This is a genomic window from Corynebacterium freiburgense (assembly GCF_030408815.1).
Classification (GTDB): domain Bacteria; phylum Actinomycetota; class Actinomycetes; order Mycobacteriales; family Mycobacteriaceae; genus Corynebacterium; species Corynebacterium freiburgense.
Genome location: NZ_CP047355.1, coordinates 1887457 through 1904693, shown reverse-complemented (window position 1 = coordinate 1904693; position 17237 = coordinate 1887457). Strand labels below are relative to the sequence as shown.

General features: G+C 50.5%; 12 protein-coding genes. 8 read left to right on the top strand and 4 right to left on the bottom strand.

Going from position 1 to position 17237, the window contains the following annotated elements; all coding sequences use genetic code 11:
• Position 1: 1 nt before the first annotated feature.
• Both CFREI_RS08625 and CFREI_RS08620 read right to left on the bottom strand, forming a co-directional pair.
• Positions 2-1198, bottom strand: coding sequence for a glycosyltransferase family 4 protein (locus CFREI_RS08625; RefSeq protein ID WP_027012001.1), 1197 nt, complete (start codon positions 1196-1198; stop codon positions 2-4).
• Complete coding sequence (locus CFREI_RS08620) at positions 1195-2379, bottom strand: glycosyltransferase family protein (protein ID WP_027012002.1); 1185 nt, start codon at positions 2377-2379, stop codon at positions 1195-1197. The genes CFREI_RS08625 and CFREI_RS08620 overlap by 4 nt, the downstream gene beginning before the upstream one ends.
• 766 nt (positions 2380-3145) lie before the next feature.
• On the opposite strand from CFREI_RS08620, the gene CFREI_RS08615 reads away from it, so the two are divergent.
• Both CFREI_RS08615 and ftsY read left to right on the top strand, forming a co-directional pair.
• Entirely contained in the window at positions 3146-6628 is a 3483-nt protein-coding gene (locus tag CFREI_RS08615) for a hypothetical protein (RefSeq protein ID WP_027012003.1), read from the top strand.
• Positions 6629-6996: 368 nt separating this feature from the next.
• On the top strand, positions 6997-8901 hold the full coding sequence (gene ftsY, locus CFREI_RS08610) for a signal recognition particle-docking protein FtsY (protein WP_027012004.1): 1905 nt from the start codon (positions 6997-6999) through the stop codon (positions 8899-8901).
• A 645-nt stretch (positions 8902-9546) separates the two neighbouring features.
• On the opposite strand, the gene CFREI_RS08605 is transcribed toward ftsY, so the two are convergent.
• Positions 9547-10071, bottom strand: a complete 525-nt coding sequence (locus tag CFREI_RS08605; protein ID WP_156907705.1) for a hypothetical protein — start codon at positions 10069-10071, stop codon at positions 9547-9549.
• 624 nt (positions 10072-10695) lie between these two features.
• Between CFREI_RS08605 and CFREI_RS08600 the strand changes: the two genes are divergently transcribed.
• Genes CFREI_RS08600 through CFREI_RS08585 form a run of 4 tightly spaced genes read left to right on the top strand, consistent with a single transcriptional unit; the run spans position 10696 to position 15330 of the window.
• Complete coding sequence (locus tag CFREI_RS08600) at positions 10696-11034, top strand: P-II family nitrogen regulator (protein WP_027012006.1); 339 nt, start codon at positions 10696-10698, stop codon at positions 11032-11034.
• Positions 11021-13066, top strand: a complete 2046-nt coding sequence (locus tag CFREI_RS08595) for a [protein-PII] uridylyltransferase (protein ID WP_035111376.1) — start codon at positions 11021-11023, stop codon at positions 13064-13066. Before CFREI_RS08600 ends, CFREI_RS08595 begins: the two co-directional genes overlap by 14 nt.
• Before the next feature lie 40 nt (positions 13067-13106).
• Entirely contained in the window at positions 13107-14714 is a 1608-nt protein-coding gene (ffh, locus tag CFREI_RS08590; protein ID WP_027012008.1) for a signal recognition particle protein, read from the top strand.
• A 28-nt stretch (positions 14715-14742) separates the two neighbouring features.
• Positions 14743-15330 (top strand): hypothetical protein, encoded by a 588-nt coding sequence (locus CFREI_RS08585; RefSeq protein ID WP_156907706.1) that lies wholly within the window; start codon positions 14743-14745, stop codon positions 15328-15330.
• Here CFREI_RS08585 and CFREI_RS08580 read toward each other — a convergent pair.
• Positions 15327-16295, bottom strand: a complete 969-nt coding sequence (locus CFREI_RS08580) for a YeiH family protein (protein WP_035111753.1) — start codon at positions 16293-16295, stop codon at positions 15327-15329. The two genes, CFREI_RS08585 and CFREI_RS08580, sit on opposite strands and share 4 nt — an antisense overlap.
• A 220-nt stretch (positions 16296-16515) precedes the next feature.
• Here CFREI_RS08580 and rpsP point away from each other — a divergent pair, with 220 nt between their 5' ends.
• Both rpsP and CFREI_RS08570 read left to right on the top strand, forming a co-directional pair.
• Positions 16516-16989, top strand: a complete 474-nt coding sequence (rpsP, locus tag CFREI_RS08575; RefSeq protein ID WP_027012011.1) for a 30S ribosomal protein S16 — start codon at positions 16516-16518, stop codon at positions 16987-16989.
• A 76-nt stretch (positions 16990-17065) separates the two neighbouring features.
• Positions 17066-17221, top strand: coding sequence for a hypothetical protein (locus CFREI_RS08570; protein ID WP_290246066.1), 156 nt, complete (start codon positions 17066-17068; stop codon positions 17219-17221).
• Positions 17222-17237 lie beyond the last annotated feature (16 nt).

Genomic DNA, 17237 nt, shown 5'->3' with positions numbered 1-17237 from the left:
CCTATCCACTTTGCCAACTGGAAAGCAGTGCTGCTTGTTGGCGGCTATCAAATTGGTCTTCGATAAGGTTGCGCGCATTTCGAGTAAGTGTGGAAATATCCATTTTTCCGGCTGCGAATTTTTCCAGGGCTGCAACGAGCTCATCAATATTTCCAGGCTGCAAAAGCACGCCTGTTTCACCATCGCGAATCACCTCGGGCAGGCCTGTTACAGCTGTGGCCACTACTGGAATACCGCTAGCCATTGCTTCTAAAACAACCGTGGGAAGCCCGTCGATATTGCCATCTGCCGCGGGCACACAAGGAGCTGCAAATACATGCGAATTTTTAATTACACTACGAACCTCAGCCTGGTTAATTGGTCCAAGCATATGCACATGGTCTTCCAACTTCAGTGTGGCAATTTGATGTTTGAGTTCGTCAAAGAGTTCTCCGGCGCCACCAATAGTGAGTTCGGCATCCCAACCTTTTTCGCGTAACCGCGCAACAGCTTCAATAAGATGTGCAAAGCCTTTTTTGGGGACGAGGCGGCCAATCGCTGCAATCTTAAGCTTGTCAGCAATTGGTAGTGGCGCATGGTAGGGGAACCGTTCAAGCTCTAAAGCGTTATAGCACAACGTGATATTAGAATCCGTGCCGTGCAGGACTCCGTTTAAGTAGTCCTGGTTGTATTGGCTAATGGCGATAACACGATCTGCATCTGCGCAGACACGACGTAGCCAATTTCGGTCAACACTTTTATGGAAAATATCTTTTGCGTGTGTAGTTACGGTGTATGGAATACCGGTGATCTTTGAAGCGATCCACGCCATGCGGCCAGGCAGTGATGCGAAGTGTGCATGTAGGTGGGTGATTCCGTCGTCATGGGCCATGCGGGCAAGTGTGATACCTTGCGAAACTTCATCAAATGGTAGATCCACAAGTTGGGGGAGAGCTTCTTGAAAGTTTTTCCCCAAATCTGGATGGTGAAGAGTACTTGCCATTTCTTCCCAAAAACCAGTGCCCAGGTTAGGCCTGCGAACCCAATGAACATTGGCCTTAATGCGGGCTAGCTCCGGATGGAAACGCGCGTCAGTGGTAGGACGCAGCGCGTAAATATCGAGGTTGTCACCGTGCGCTTCCCTGGCAAGCACTTCCGTAACAATAAAGGTTTCGGAAAACCGTGGATACACCTTAAGAACGTAACCTATGCGCGTCATGGGTGGGATCCTTTCAAAATTGAATTTTCCACGAGTTCTGTGGCAAAAATAGCTGCCTGTGTTAGCCCATCACGCTTAAGATGTGAACGATCCACGCTTCGGTGCACAGCGTTGGCAACCCATTCGCTTAAGCGCTCTGTTGAGATTTCATGCAGGCGCAAATAGTCCAGCGCATCTACATCGTGCAGAGCCGAAGCACGAATAAGTTGTTCTTGCCGAGGTTGTTCTCTAGGGATTAAAAGCCCAGGGGTATCTGTGCATAAGATTTCACAGACGGTGTTGTACCCGCCCATTGCGATAACTGCAGAGGCGCGCTCAATCTGTGTGCTCAGGCCCGGCCATGAATGGTGAACTTGGGTTCGCGGCCCAGCAAGACTGCGGATGGCATCAAGCTTTTCTGTGGATAGTTGCGGGCCCGTGACTACGATATGCGTGTGGTCTTTTGGTACTTCTAGCTGTACCGCTGCTTCAAGAAGCTGGAATCCATCAGAGCCACCGCCGGCAGTGGTAAGAATAAAAGGCTTTGGAGCCAGTTGCATGTCATGGTCGGCTACGCGTCGACCATTGGCTAGGTACCCGGTAAACCGAACGCGGTCATGGAAGAATTCTGGGACTTCTCCGGTAATGGTTGGATTGTGTACTTTTGGGTCCCCATAGACCCATACTTCATCAACGATTTTGCGGAGTTCTTCTGGGTTGCCAAGGCGTTCCCACTCGGCAACGGCAGCGGCAGGCTCATCAAGTATCTCTCTAAGGCCGAGTACTACTCGGGCTTCAGGGAGGGATTCCTTAAGTCTTGCAAGTGGGTTGTAAAGCTCTTTCCATACGCCGTAGATGTGGCGGTCAATAATGACAAGATCCGGCGCGTAGGAAATCAGAGTGGATTCTAGAAGGTTTGAGCGAAGTCGTATTAAGTGTTCAGTACTGCCGCCAAGACTACGTGGTTCATAACCAAGCTTCCCTTTGGAGATTCCTGGGATCGTGATCCAGTCAAACCCAGGAGGTAGCGGGAAAATACTTGCGGGAGCAAGCCCGGACACAAGAAGTCCGGAAACATCACAGCGGAGGCGATTGGGTATCTCGCTGGCGAGGTGATGTGCAATTGTGAGGTTTCGGCGAACGTGACCAAGCCCTTGTGAATCGTGGCTATACAGTAGCGTTCGCACGGTCGGATTGTTCATAACGGTCCTTTTAAGATCCCTTGGCATTGCAATGTTTGCAAAATGATTTAGCTAATCAAACTCAAGCAAGTCGAGGAATGTGGATCGTTCCAGTCAGCATCACTCTCATTCAAATTAATTTAATTACAGGCGTGAATACCTGCAAAAAGCCGCGGGTTTTTGTGCGGGAGCGTATTTTAGTTCTCTGCTGTACACAGCTTAGCAATATTTTTTGCCTCTTGTGCCGTAACTAACGTTTATTGCTATTGTGAAAGAAATTTAATGTAGCAAACAACATTTAGATCGTTTCAGCACTACAGACGATGTTTCAATTCGTTTTTAGTGTCCTTTTTGGCGCTATCTTGACGATTTATAAGCGATTGCAAATTCTCTCTTAAGCTTTATTGCTTAACCGTGGGAAAGGGTAGAAATACGGCTTTTAAAATGGGGAAGTGTGCTGGGCTGTGGATTTGTACACGAGCTCACGTGGCCGGTATCGAAGTGACACGGTTAAGTGATCTTAATCTCCTTTTCTATGGGCATCAAACTATGGTGTATTTTTGTAGCAGTATGTTTTTTGTCTTTTAATTCATGCAGTCATGTTTAGCGGTTATTTGAATTTTTTTATTTTGGCAACAAATAAACAGCAAATGAGTGGCAAAAGTGCTAAAGACTTGCTGCCGCTAGCCGCAGGTTGGAGGATTGTTTCGAGCTTTAGTTAGAAACGTTGAGCGAGGGGGCTATGCTTGGTGTTTAAGACGAAACAATCAAGGGGTTTAACTGGCATATGAGCGGTATTGCCGATCTAACGGATTCTTTACTTGGCTGGGCTTCCCAGACAGAATTAACGCTAAATCAGCGTTTTGCCGATGTTCCACTGTTTGTGCAGGCGGGGCTTGCGGGTGATGAACTCGAACGAATTGACCGATTTTATGGCACGTTTTTGTCTCGGCAATTAGCGGCGGGTGCGGATTTGGAGGCTTTGGTTCGGGATACCCCAGCACTTGCCGTGACAACACTTGTTGCCCGAGCCGCCCGCATGATCGATCCTTCGAATTTCTATGCGGAGTATGCAGAAGGTTTAGAACTACGGGCAACGCCAGAATGGATAGCCACCTTTGAGCGAATTACAGTTGAACTTTTGCAAACGCTAGGGCTTGCAGCACCTGCCTGCGATGACCCAGTAGTTGCACTGACTTTGCATGCGGGGGTCACGGGGTCGGAGGTGGCGGGAATTTTAGAGCTTTTGGATCGCCTTGATCCGGAAATCTCAGCAGTGCAGGTCGTTGATTTACTGGCTCAGGGCGGGTATCAGGAATTCCAGTTCTGTGATGAGGAGACCGGGCTTCCGGTGTTTTCATTGGCGGCCACTGTGGCGTGCGCGCAATGTGCGCCGGAGCTTTTTACGCCGATTATCCAGCAGATTATTGATATTCGTCAGCAGACTATTGAGGATCCAGTGTATTGGCAGGATTCGGTTCGTCCTGCGCTACCCGATTTAGTGTGGGAGGCTGTTGCTGCGGAGTTGCGGGAGCGGCCCGCGGGGACAGTAAATCGTGCTGAGGCAGTAGGTGTTGCCACTCGGGAGGCACAGCCAAGACTGGTCTTAGATATTGCACGGAATAAGATTTGTTTGCGCTTGCCAGAGCAGCTATTAGGTCCGGACAATACTGAGGTGCAGTGGCGCGTCACACTTGATGGGACCACAAGGATTTATCGCACTGGGAGTAGTTGGGGGGATGTATATCCATTTACTGAGGTGCTGGATTTAACTATTGACCATCAGGTACGCGAGCTTACGGTCAGTGATGTTACCAATGGGATGACTTGGGCTTTGCCGGTCGTCGATTCAAATGATCCGGTTTTAGTGTTTAGCCCAAAGGGTGCGAATCTTACTGCTAAGGCTTCATTGCACTATTCAGAGCTTTTTGTAGTGTGTCCTGAGGATGCCACATTGGTTGATGTTGTAACCGGTGCGGAAGTTCCAGTTATTGAAACATTTGAAATTAACGGCTGGACGTCTTGGTCGTGCCGTAGAGTGGATGCTCAGCATGTTGCTTCCTTGCAGGTGGTGCGTCCAGAGCAGTCGCCATCGGCAATGCAGCAGGTGCGTTGTGTGGATCCGCGAAAGCGAGTAATGTTCCGGGACCCTGAGCCGCCGATTCCACATGTGTTTTCCCATGGTGGCCTACCTGTTCATGCGCGTTCGCTAGTCGCAGAGTTCCCGCCGACGCTATCGGGGCGTCCAGAGACGTGGTTTTTGTCTATTTCTTCATATGCTGGCCCGGGAAATGCCGGTGAGGAGGTTGCTCCAGCTGAACCGTTGGAGATCCCCGCTGAAGGCGGCATATTTGATATTTTCGATCCCGAAATTTACGACGCCCCTTGGGTTGGGGAGTATTTGATTCGCTTACGGGGCCCACGCAATGAGTCGTTCCGTCATGAGTATGCGATTGTCGAAGGCATACTGGCATCCACGGAGTTCTCCGGTTTATGTAGGTCGTTCCGGATTCCAGCGCAAGGCGGACTTAGTGAGGCGGCATTATTAGTTAAACCAAGCGAAAAGCCATTCAATATAACCCCGGCTGAGGTACATGTGGCTCCAGCGGCCCCAAGTGCCGACTTTGTTATTGCCACCGATGAGGGTGACCAGATGCCCTTGCGGTTTATTCCACCGCGATTGCATTTTGAAGTTCCATTGACCACCATGCCGCCAATGTGGCGTACTACTCGGCTTGTGGTTTCACCGCGTCAATGTGATGCTTCGGGCACGCTACGGATTCGTGCTACCGGAGAGCTTGATGACCCAAAGATTACGGTACGAAATCATCATGGTGCTCCTTTGCGCACGGTCAAGCTTTCGCGTATCGACGCCCGCACGTATTCCACGCCTATGGCGCAGCTTGCGGCATCGACGCAGGTTATGACGAATGGCAGGATTGAGTTTGAGTGGACCGATAAGCGCAGTGATAAACGCGTCTCGGTAAATCTTGCGGTAATTGAATCTGCTCCGCATGCCGCTGGGTGCGCGATTGAAGATAATCACTTGGTGTTCACTGATTTGGTGGGTGACCGCCAGCTTGCCGCATGGGTGTGGCCAGCAACGGCCCCGTGGGCGTCGGCACGCACACTGCAGGTAGCACACCGCACGGAATTACCAGTAGCACTACGCCAAGCTGGGCCATTGAAAGTGCAACTGCATTCGGCCGATCCATTGAGTGTGTTACGCGCGCCAATGGCCCCCGGTTCGGACGCCTTTACAGTAGAACAAGAAGGCTATTACCAACAGCAACCTGCCGCATTGGTGCAACTTTCTGCGTTTTTGGCAGGCGCTGTTGAACAGGCCCCTAATGATCCTTCGGTAATGCCGGTGTTATGGGATTACCTTGATGGTTGGGGCGATTCCGGCGTTGATAAAGCTGTCATGGCTGCACTTTCGGCAAACTCAAATGCAGCTTTGAAAGGCCTATCTGCATCGCTTGTACCAGCAGAAAAGCAGCCAGGGCGTGTGATTGCTTCGGGTTTGGTACACGGCGCTTTTAGTGGTTGTGAATCTGTTACTGAAGTACATCGCACAGCCTGGATTGGCACACTTGAGTTATTGGCGCAATTACCGGCTCGGTTCTCCGAAGTTGAACGGGGTGAGCCACGTGCTCGTTTAAGGGAAGTCCTGCAGAATCTAGAAGAGGTTGCGGGCAAACGTATGGTTGAGGCGCTGGCTACCGGGAGGGACGCCACCCTAGATACCGCATGCATTGATAAGTCTACGGTGCAAATCGCACAGATGAATGAGGCGCAGCAGCAAGCATTACTGGCCATGTTCTTTTCCCAGGCAGAGATTGTCCCGGGGCCAATTATGGAAGATTCAGCCCGCTTGCTTGCCGTATTTGAAACCTTTAAAAAACGCAATGAGCTTACAGTATTGCTTAGTGATCAGGGGCTGATTAAACCCGCAGTTTCGCTTTTGCGTGCGTTGCGTGGGGCGAACCGGCAAATCTACAGTTCCGCAAGGATTCGGTTCGATAAGCTCGACGGAGTTGATACAAATGATCGGGCAAACACTTGGGCGTTAGCTCCAGTGGTGTCACTGGTCTTTGCGTTATCTGCACGTATGCATGCCCATGGTTTAATGGGCAAATCGAAATTGCTTTTGGAAGCAGCCCAAGGTTGGAGTCAGCTTGCGGATATTGTCCCGGACTTGGTCACGGGCGACATTATTGCTGCTGAAGCTATGGTTCTGGCAGTGAAATACCCTGGCATTGCAGATTAGTTGGAAATAGCCCCTGAGCATAGGGGCTATTTTTGACCAAAGTGGTTAGAGCATTGCAATGATGAATGTATATGTGATTTTTTGAGAATAGGTTGTGATCTATTCTTCACCTTGTGCATTGGTGGGCTGGCGTATGTGCCTGGGTTCTTGTGAACCTTCTTTCGATTCCCTATTCAATGGCTCGGTTGGGGTAGGGGCCGGCCACTTTGAAGTGCGCAAATCGTCTTGCGATCTATACTTGTTGAAAAACCTCAATGTTTACTAAAAGGTTTTTTCGGCGTTGCAAATTACTACCAGAAATTGGCGGCGCACTAAAAAATCATGCACAAAACGTGAGGAATGTCGTTGAACCTGCAAGTATGGAAGCTATGAACACGACTTATTTAATCATCGTTGCTGCGATCGTCATTGTCATTCTCGTGGTGGCGCTCTTGGTACTCCTTGGTTTAATGAGGAAGAAATCCAAGGAGATCTCTTTTACCAAAGAAGAGGCTCCAAAGGAACTGACTCAGCAAGAAAAGTCAGGCAATTATCAGGCCTCGGGTGGTTTTAATTTCGCGCCTGCCAAAGCTCCGGAACCAGAACCAGAACTGCTTCAGGGGCAGAATCTTCAGCAACCACCACAGATTCCGGACGTGCCATTAGAGCAAGTATCTTCTGAGGAAGTACCCGCCTCCGGAAAACTTTCTGAACAGGATCCCCCGCACGAAGACGCAGATCATGCCACCGATATTGTGGACACTAATACGCCTGAGTCTGGTGATAATACGCCTGAGCCTGGTGATAAATCGGTGCCAGATGCTGAGGTCAAAGAAGCTTCAGCAGAGCCGGAGCGTGACATTATTGATGTCGAGGTTGAGGAAGACATTGATGAAACTCGCGGGGCTCCAGTTGGTGGTTTCGATTCCGAAGGGCCATTAGATCCGGCAACCGTGGATGAAATTCTTGCTGGCACACCGTTAGGGAAAGATGCCGATGAATCTTTATTCGACCGTGACAGCGAGGAAACTCTGGGATTTGAACCAAAGCCTCAGTTCACGCACATTGAGGTAGAAGAAGAGCCTGAAACAACGGCAGAAACAGCGGCGGAAACAGCGGTAGAGCCACGCAAAGCTGTTACTGAGGATATTCCCGAATCAGAAGAGAATTTGGACTTCCCAGAAACACCTTTATTTGCCTCGGTAGCCGAAGAAAATCCAGTGGATGAATCAGCAATCCGGGAAGCCGAAGATGCTGCTGAAGCCGCGCGGACACAAGCGGACGCCGCCAGCGCTGCACTGGAGGAAACACCTGTTCCCGCGGAAGAGTCAAAAGCTGACACCCCGCAGCCAACGGCTCCGGTGGAAGAAATCACGCCTGCCGTGGGGCGGCTTGGCAAACTACGTGGTCGGCTGTCGCGTTCACAGAATGTAATCGGCCAAGGCGTACTCGGTATTTTAAGCGCTGGTGATCTCGACGAAGATGCTTGGGAGGAGATCGAAGACACCCTGCTGATGGCTGATTTGGGTACCACAGTTACGCTTCAAGTTGTTGAAGGGTTGCGTGAAAAAATCGCTTCCCGCGGAGTGTCCAATGAGGCGCAAGCTCGAGCAATGCTTCGCGAAACTTTGATTGAGGCATGTAAACCAGACCTTGACCGTTCGATTAAAGCTATGCCAAATGGCGGGAAACCTGCGGTAGTACTGGTTGTTGGTGTGAATGGAACCGGCAAAACAACAACCACCGGCAAGCTTGCCAGGGTACTCGTGTCCATGGGGCACACCGTCCTATTAGGTGCTGCTGATACATTCCGCGCCGCCGCAGCTGATCAATTAGAAACTTGGGGACGCCGCGTCGGTGCAGCTACCGTGCGGGGTGCTGAAGGAGCAGACCCAGCGTCTGTAGCGTTCGACGCCGTGGCCCGCGGCGTCGAAGACCATGTGGATGTGGTTTTGATCGATACTGCTGGTCGCCTCCACACATCTGTAGGCCTTATGGACCAACTTGGCAAGGTAAAACGCGTAGTGGAGAAAAAAGCAGAAGTCGATGAAGTGCTTCTTGTGCTGGACGCTACCGTTGGTCAAAACGGTCTGATGCAAGCACGCACCTTCCGAGATGTTGTTGATATAACTGGTGTGGTGCTAACCAAGCTAGACGGCACTGCTAAAGGTGGCATTGTTTTCCAAGTTCAGGAAGAGCTTGGTGTTCCTGTGAAACTGGTTGGTCTCGGCGAAGGTGCAGATGATCTTGCCCCATTCGAAGCCGAGAGTTTTGTAGACGCATTACTCGGCTAACTTCTACCAACTTCAAAAACCCTAGCCGGAGCGCTAGGGTTTTTGACTTACCCCTCGCTTGTTTGAGCTGCATTGTGCTGGGTTTTGTGGTTAGTGGGTGTGGTGGGGTTGCTGGGGTTTGTGGCTTGGTTTAGGCCGATGGTTTGGTTGTGCGCGTCTGGTGACCTGGTATTTGGTTAGGGGTTGGGTGGGAGGTGCTTGGTCTTTTCGGGCTGCTGGCCGAGAGGTGCTCTGTCTTTTGGGGTACTGGCCGGTCCTTCTTGGGTGCTGGTTGGGCGTGTTGTCACAGATTCCATTTTTTCGGCTGTCTTTATGGAATCTGCGACAGTAGAGATGAAAACATCACCAGTTCAATAAGGTGTGCCTATCAAACACCCGGGAAACCCTGGAATTTTCAGCCAACCCGTCCCGAAATCAGGCAGATCTAACACACCCCACCACCCAGCAAGGCAGATTTCACATTACCCGCAGCCCACCACAACATTTCCCCAGCTCACACCCCCAAACCAAAAGCGCACAACACAAATCTGCCTTTCCAAAGCCCGCTCCAACCCGGCCCAAACCTCGCCACATTCCAAAAACATCGTAGAGTGAAAACTACCCTAACTTTGGAACGCAAGTCCGTGCCCATCTTCCTTCATTGTGCTAGTAGCACATATGTATGGGCATTTGAATGCGGAGTGCGGCCTGTAATGTTCTGCGTAGTTGCTGTACGCAGTGTAAGTCTTTGCCAATAAGTTGGCGTTGTTGGACTACCCACACTGCAGAACCGGAGCCAATACTTGTGCCAAACACCTGGTGTCCCTCTGCGGCGGTCAAAGTCGGTACGCCATATGTAGTGTGCTGTGTGATTTTTCTGCTCGTAAATAAGAACTCATTGCGTTTTCGCACGGTAATACCGTTTTGATCGAATGATATGGAATAGCCATTTTTGTAAAGGATCGTGGAGCTATGCGGTGTAGTGTGGCAGAACTCTTTTCCGTCTTTTTCATTGACAAGAGTCCAACTTAAATATTCAAGACTTTCCTGGCTAAAGAGATCGAGTTCATCGAGTACTCTTTGGATGTTCTCGGTTGGGATCAGATCGCAGTGGGTCTGGGGGAGTGAGGCATAAAGGGCGGGGTACCGTTTTTCGGAGTTTTGCTCTAGGCACTCTGCAAAAAATTGCATGGATTGCCAGCTCCCGATTCGAGCGGAAAAATATTCTTGGTGAGGGTGATCGCAGCAATTTGGTAGCCAGTTATAGAAAGAAGTTTTAATGGCTTTCCAGTGTTTTGGAGGTTTTCCTTTTGGCTCTTTGAGATAAAGGATCCCGTTATCCTCTCCAATCAATGTGGTGTCGACTGGGCTTTGGGTGGTGAGGCCATTGCGAAAGCACCTGCAGGGTACGAAAGCGTCAAGGCCCATGATGCCTCCAGCGGGTAGGTGAGTGAAGAATATCTTCACTTTACCGGTGGTTTCTTGTTGCGGTACTGGGATGGTACTGCCGCTACGTGTTGATGCATTGATAGTTTTAATGTCATTTTTTACAGGCTGTAGTATTATCTACTGGAATGCTTCGATGCGTTCGATCTGCTGATACTTGAAAAATTAACTACAATACAAACCGTGTTTAATGAGTTGTATTGAAAATGAGTATTAGTTAGATTGTTATACACAAAACGCGAAAAGTCCTCTCGCCGTTGTTTGCGCGGTGCGAGGACTTTTTCGATCGGTATGCGGCAGTGCAAGGTTGCGGTGCAAGATCCAAGCCTCAGTTAAACTCAAACCGTGTTTTCTGTTTGGAGGTAGGTTATGAAGCTTGTGACTGCGGTGGTAAAGCCATTTACCCTCAATGAGATAAAAGAGTCTCTTGAGCAAGCGGGCGTTGTGGGTATGACCGTTACAGAAGTGCAAGGTTTTGGCCGGCAGAAAGGCCATTCAGAGGTGTATCGGGGTGCCGAGTACGCTGTGGATTTTGTACCAAAACTTAAAATCGAGGTACTGGTAGCTGATGATGCAAGTGATGAAATAGTGGAGGTCATTGCCGATGCTGCTCGCACAGGCAAAGTAGGCGACGGCAAGATTTGGGTAGTAGACGTCCAAGATATTGTGCGAGTTCGAACAGGAGAGCGCGGTGATGCAGCCTTGTAATTTACGTGCTGAGGCAATGCAACGTGCCACTGAAGTTTTATCCACAGTCTCCCTGCCGCCAGGCACTGCATTGCTCGCCACCGGGTCATTTGCGCGCAATGAAATGACCCCTTTTTCAGATTTAGATCTAGTGCTTTTGTACCGGAATCAGCCGCCACAAAGTTTGGATATGGTGTGGTACCCAATTTGGGATGCCCAAATACGGGTGGATCATGCTGTGCGAACCCCCGAGGAATGCGCTGCGATTATTGGCAGTGATATTACCTCCGGGCTTGCGTTGTTGGACATGGTGTTTGTGGCCGGTGACCAGGATCTTTTTGCGTACACCCGTGAGCTGGTACTCCGTCAATGGCGTGCGGATGTTCGCCGGAATTTTACTGCGGTTGTGGATACGGCAAGTGCACGCTGGCGGCGTTCCGGTTCCGTGGTTACTATGACGCGGCCGGATATTAAACATGGCCGTGGGGGGTTGCGTGATATTGAATTGCTGCGTGCCTTGGCTTTAGGAAATCTTTGCGACGCCCCGGCAGTGGCAGGCGAGCGGGAGTTGCTGCTTGATACTCGAACATTGTTGCATATTGAAGCCCGACGTAAACGCGATGTCCTAGATCCAGAGTTTGCGGCGGATATCGCATTCCAGCTTGGGTTTCACGATCGATACGAGCTTTCCAAAAAACTAGCGGAAAATGCGCGCACTATTGATGAGGCGGTTACTGGGGCGCTGCATGTGGCCCGCCAGGTTTTACCTACGGGACGTCGATACGTGCGAAAGCCTTTAGATTTGGATGTGGTGGATAATGGTGGCGCGATTACGCTTTCGCGTCAACCCAATGTGGAGGACCCCGGATTGGTGCTTCGTGTTGCTGCTGCTGCCGCTCGAACTGGATTATCAATCGATCCTTCGGTGTGGTCGGTGCTTAGGCGGGTGCCGCCATTGCCTGAGCCATGGCCGAAAGCGGCGGTGTATGACTTCTTTTCTATCCTCGCATCCAATGCGTTTATTGTTGCCGATTTAGATCGGCATGGGCTTTGGACTCGCTTTGTTCCTGAGTGGGAACAGATTCGCGGTCTAATGCCTCGCGAACGTACGCACATTCACACAATTGATATGCATAGCTTGGCAACCGTCGAGCAGTGTTCTACGGTTCATGTTGCTCGCCCGGACCTGCTACTATTAGCTGCTCTCTATCATGACATTGGCAAGGGATACGGGCGTCCCCATAGTCAGGTTGGTGCCGAATTTGTTACCCAACAGGCACAACGTATGGGTTTGAATCTGCGAGACCGCAGCAGCGTGCAATTTCTGGTTTCAGAGCACACACTCTTGCTAAAACTTGCCACAACAGCGGATCCCGCAGCAGAGACAACGGTGGATATTTTGCTGGATGCGTTGGGTTACGATCTCCTTGCTGTGGAATTGCTCGAAGCCCTTACTGAAGCGGATGCTCGGGCTACTGGTCCGAATGTTTGGACGCCACGCACTTCGGCGGCTGTCGTAGAGCTAGCGCATAATGCGCGCCAGCGCCTTACCCAATTACAGCCAATAAAACCTATGGTTGCTGTAAGCCAAGAGATTGCTCTACAGCCTGGGCCGAAAGTGCTGTGGCGGGGCGCGCATCTACGGGATTGTATTCGGGTGCTTGCGGTGTTTGCCGCACGTAATTGGAAAATAGAGTCCGCAAAAATTGTCGATGCCACACATAGCGGTGGAATGTGTCAAGCAGAGTTCGATGTCCGCATAGGTTTTGAAGGTACTGAAGGGTTTATTCAAACCTATAAATCGGGAGTACATTCGATGGTGCCAAAGCCGATTCCCGCAGCTACGGCTACTTATTGGTTTGGTAATATATTCGAAGTTCGGACCGTAGATCGGCCGGGGGTGCTTAGTGCCCTTATTGCGGTATTGCCGGAAATCAGTTGGGCAACGTTGGACACCCCCGGGGCGACATGTATAGCGCGTTTTCACCTTGCAACCGGGTTTGATCGGGCAAGAGTTGAGCGCGACGTGACCCGCGTGCTGGCAACCGGCTAGCATAGTGGGGATTAACCACCATTACTTGGGAGAGATTGTTGTGTTTGAGTCGCTTTCAGATCGCTTGACAAATGCACTCGCGGGCCTGCGTGGCAAAGGCAAGCTTACCGAGGCTGACATCAATGCCACCGCTAGGGAAATACGGTTGGCATTGCTGGAGGCGGACGTCTCCCTGCCTGTTGTCCGTGCCTTTATTAAACGGATTAAAGAGCGTGCCTCTGGTGCCATTGTTTCTGAAGCCCTGAATCCGGCCCAGCAAGTAGTAAAAATCGTAAACGAGGAATTGGTGGAAATCCTCGGTGGCGAAACTCGCCGCATTCAACTTGCAAAGAAGCCACCAACGGTCATTATGCTGGCGGGTTTGCAGGGTGCTGGTAAAACCACACTAGCCGGCAAGTTAGCAAAACACCTGGCAGGGCAAGGCCATACACCAATCCTTGTGGCCTGTGATTTACAACGCCCTGGTGCGGTCCAGCAATTGCAGATTGTTGCGGAGCGCGCTGGGGTTGCTTGTTTTGCTCCGGACCCGGGCACGGCATTGGACACACTCGATCATGATATGGGCACTTCCCACGGTGATCCCGTTGATGTGGCGCGGCGAGGTATTGAAGAAGCAAAGCGCACACAGCATGACGTTGTTATTGTTGACACCGCCGGACGCTTAGGTATCGACGAAACACTTATGACGCAGGCTCGTAATATTCGCGACGCCGTGAACCCCGATGAAGTGTTATTCGTTATCGACTCTATGATCGGTCAGGACGCCGTAGCGACGGCCCAAGCGTTCCGCGACGGTGTTGACTTCACTGGTGTTGTACTTACCAAACTCGATGGTGACGCCCGCGGTGGTGCAGCACTTTCCATCCGTGAAGTTACCGGAAAGCCAATTCTATACGCGTCTACGGGTGAAAAACTCGAAGATTTTGATGTATTCCACCCAGAACGCATGGCCAGCCGAATCCTGGGCATGGGTGATGTGCTTTCGCTCATTGAACAAGCCGAAAAGGTAATGGATCAGGAAAAGTCCATTGCCGCTGCTGAAAAACTCGGCACTGGGGAACTCACACTCGAAGACTTCCTTGACCAAATGCTTATGGTCCGCAGAATGGGACCACTGGGGAATATTTTGAAAATGCTTCCCGGCGGCAAACAAATGGCTGATGTTGCCGATATGGTCGATGAAAAACAACTCGACCGCATTCAAGCGATTATTCGCGGTATGACCCCGGCTGAACGTGAAAATCCAAAAATTCTTAATGCCTCTCGCCGTAAGCGTATTGCTAACGGTTCCGGTGTAACAGTCTCAGACGTAAACCAACTAGTGGAACGCTTTTTTGAAGCCAAGAAAATGATGGGGCAAATGGCTAGCCAATTCGGCATGGGTGGTATGGGGCGTAGTGCTACTAAGAAAAAGCCGAAAGGTCGTAAGGGCAAAGGCGGTAAACGCAAACCTGCAAAGAACCGTCCTGGTGGTCGTCCCAATATGGCTGAACTACAAAAGTTACAAGAACAAATGGGATTGGGCGGCATGCCAGGAATGGGAGGGTTCCCAGGAATGGGTGGTGGAATGCCAAAGCTTCCTAAAGGCATGGAAAATATTGACCTTAACAACCTCGACTTTGGGCAAGGTGGGGGCAAGAAACGCTAGCGTTTGTGGCTATTTCCCGGCAGTATAGTTGACGGGATACGGCAAGGGACCGGCCTTCTTCAGTGGTGTGGTATGCGCTGCGCCGCTTATTGAAGGCCGGTCCTTGCCATATATTTTAATTAAGGCTTTTATCAGTAATTTGCTTAATGATATAGTTTATCGTCATATATTATTCTTTGGTGAGTCTTATCTGTACTTGATGGTAGGGAGGGGTTTTATGGTCGTACTACGTCGAACTGCTGTCATTTTTGCTATGCTAACAATCTTGCTTCTTTTGGCTTTAGGATTTTTAAATTCTCCCAAAAATAGCGAGTTTGGTGGTTTCTATCTTTTTGACGTCTCGCTGCTCCTGATTATTTGCATTTTTACGGCCGCGGTAGTGGTGTGTATGCAATGGCGTATGGGCGAAAAGCACTGGTTGATTACCAGAGTTATTTCTGTCGGCTTAACCCTATCCAGCCTGGTTTTTCTTATATTGCTGTTAGTGGCAGATAAAGAATCAGGGGCCAATATTGGTTTGGGCTTACTGGGATTAGCCATTCACTCAATTGGATTGTTGAATGCGATCTTTATTGTGGTACACGCACTGATTCCAGCGGTTAAAAGGAAGAATTAAAGAAGCATTGCTCCCGCGAGTGAAACAGTTGCCACGATAAGTGAAATAACTACGCCGAATATAAAAGGCCGGAGTCCAGCGCGACGCATTGTCTCTACTGTCACTCCGGTTCCTTGCGCGAACATTGCTGCGGCGAATAATAGGTTACGCACCCAGTCGACAGTGCTGACAATAAAATCGGGGAGTGGGATAAAGGTCCGAACCAGCACTAGGGCGATAAACCCGATCACAAATGTTGGGATCAGTGGGGGAAGTTTTCCGCCCTCGGCTTGGCGTCGTTCAAATGCGCTGAGTATTGCCATTACCGGCGCGAGTAACAATACTCGGCCTAATTTCACGGTGACCGCAACAGGCAAAACCGCGGCGCCGGCAATGCCGCCAGCCGCAACGACCTGGCTTACCTCATGAATACTGCCGCCTAGAAAAACACCGGCTGCTTGTGGTTGCCATGTGGCCACCACAGCAGGACCAAGGAAGATCATTATTGTGCCAAGCAGTGCAATAACAGCAATGGCGGTAACAAACTCATGTTCTTTCTTTTTAGTGAGCACACCATGCGTGGCGCTAATTGCTGCGGCACCGCAAATAGTGCAACCATTACCTATCATCAGGGCTTCTGAGCGGCTTAGGCCCATAACTTTGCCGAGCGTGAGTGTTGCAATAAACCCGGCGATGACAACGCAGATAATGGTAGCGAGTACTTTCCAGCCAAGGCCGATAATGGCGGCAGCCGGAATTGCCAGCCCGAGTAGGGCAACACCGAATTTCAGCACGCTTGTTGCGGTATAGCGCACGCCTTCATTTGTGGTTGCGGGCAGCGGGCGTATATTACCTACCAGCATTCCAAGAGCGATTGCCACGAGCATCACTGAGCTAAAACCGGTCAGCTTGTGGAGCGCGGCGTCGAAAAGAAATGCTACGGCAGCCCCGATGGTGCATGCCAGGATGCCGGGAAGCTTTTTCATAGCGCCAACTTTAATCAGTTTGATTCGGCCCCGGTGCATCTACTACCATTTCAGGGGTTGCACTTTCGCAACGCTGTTCTTCCTGTGGTAACACCGTTACCGTCTACGGTCGGCCGGTATGTCACGCCGCAGGTAAAACATTCCAAGGGTTGAACCGGCTACGCCAAACAACGTGTGTAGCGCCTGTACTGCCCGGTGACTATTTTCGAAGGAATATAACATGGCTGTCAAAATTAAATTGCAGCGTATGGGCAAGATCCGTACCCCGCATTACCGTGTAATCGTTGCTGATGCCCGCACTCGTCGCTCCGGCAAGGCTATTGAAAACATTGGTATTTACGAGCCAAAAGCTGATCCATCCGTTATTCGCATTGACTCCGAGCGTGCCCAGTACTGGTTGGGCGTTGGTGCACAGCCAACCGAACCTGTACTCGCACTGCTGAAAATCACAGGCGACTGGCAGAAGTTCAAGGGCATTGACGGTGCAGAAGGCACCTTGAAGGTTGCTGAGCCAAAGCCATCCAAGCTTGATCTTTTCAATGCTGCTCTCGCTGAGGCTGCTGAAGGCCCAACCGCTGAGGCAATTACTGAGAAGAAGCGCAAGGCTAAGGAAGATAAAAAGGCCGCTGAAGCAGCTGCTAAGAACAAAGCTGCCGAAGAAGCCGCTGATGAAGTAGAAGCCGAAGACGCCTAATCTAAGCCTCCTACAACATGCACCGTGTTCCAAGGACTATCCTGGGATACGGTGTTTTTGCTATTCAGCATGTGGCATGAACACCAGGAAGGACACCGTGTTGGTAAAGCAAAGCCCTAACAGTCCTTTATGGCGCAGAGCTATCGAAAAAGTATTTGATTCGGTCGTTGGGCAGGTTTTTGAGCGAGCTATTGACAAAGTATTTTCCAAGATTCTTGATGAGTTATTCTGATTGCTTTCGATATGGA

Excerpts from the sequence above, each read along its gene's own strand:
- CFREI_RS08625 (WP_027012001.1), bottom strand. The coding sequence starts at position 1,198 with ATGACGCGCATAGGTTACGTTCTTAAGGTGTATCCACGGTTTTCCGAA.
- CFREI_RS08620 (WP_027012002.1), bottom strand. The coding sequence starts at position 2,379 with ATGAACAATCCGACCGTGCGAACGCTACTGTATAGCCACGATTCACAA.
- CFREI_RS08615 (WP_027012003.1), top strand. The coding sequence starts at position 3,146 with ATGAGCGGTATTGCCGATCTAACGGATTCTTTACTTGGCTGGGCTTCC.
- ftsY (WP_027012004.1), top strand. The coding sequence starts at position 6,997 with ATGAACACGACTTATTTAATCATCGTTGCTGCGATCGTCATTGTCATT.
- CFREI_RS08605 (WP_156907705.1), bottom strand. The coding sequence starts at position 10,071 with ATGCAATTTTTTGCAGAGTGCCTAGAGCAAAACTCCGAAAAACGGTAC.
- CFREI_RS08600 (WP_027012006.1), top strand. The coding sequence starts at position 10,696 with ATGAAGCTTGTGACTGCGGTGGTAAAGCCATTTACCCTCAATGAGATA.
- CFREI_RS08595 (WP_035111376.1), top strand. The coding sequence starts at position 11,021 with ATGCAGCCTTGTAATTTACGTGCTGAGGCAATGCAACGTGCCACTGAA.
- CFREI_RS08580 (WP_035111753.1), bottom strand. The coding sequence starts at position 16,295 with ATGAAAAAGCTTCCCGGCATCCTGGCATGCACCATCGGGGCTGCCGTA.
- rpsP (WP_027012011.1), top strand. The coding sequence starts at position 16,516 with ATGGCTGTCAAAATTAAATTGCAGCGTATGGGCAAGATCCGTACCCCG.
- CFREI_RS08570 (WP_290246066.1), top strand. The coding sequence starts at position 17,066 with ATGAACACCAGGAAGGACACCGTGTTGGTAAAGCAAAGCCCTAACAGT.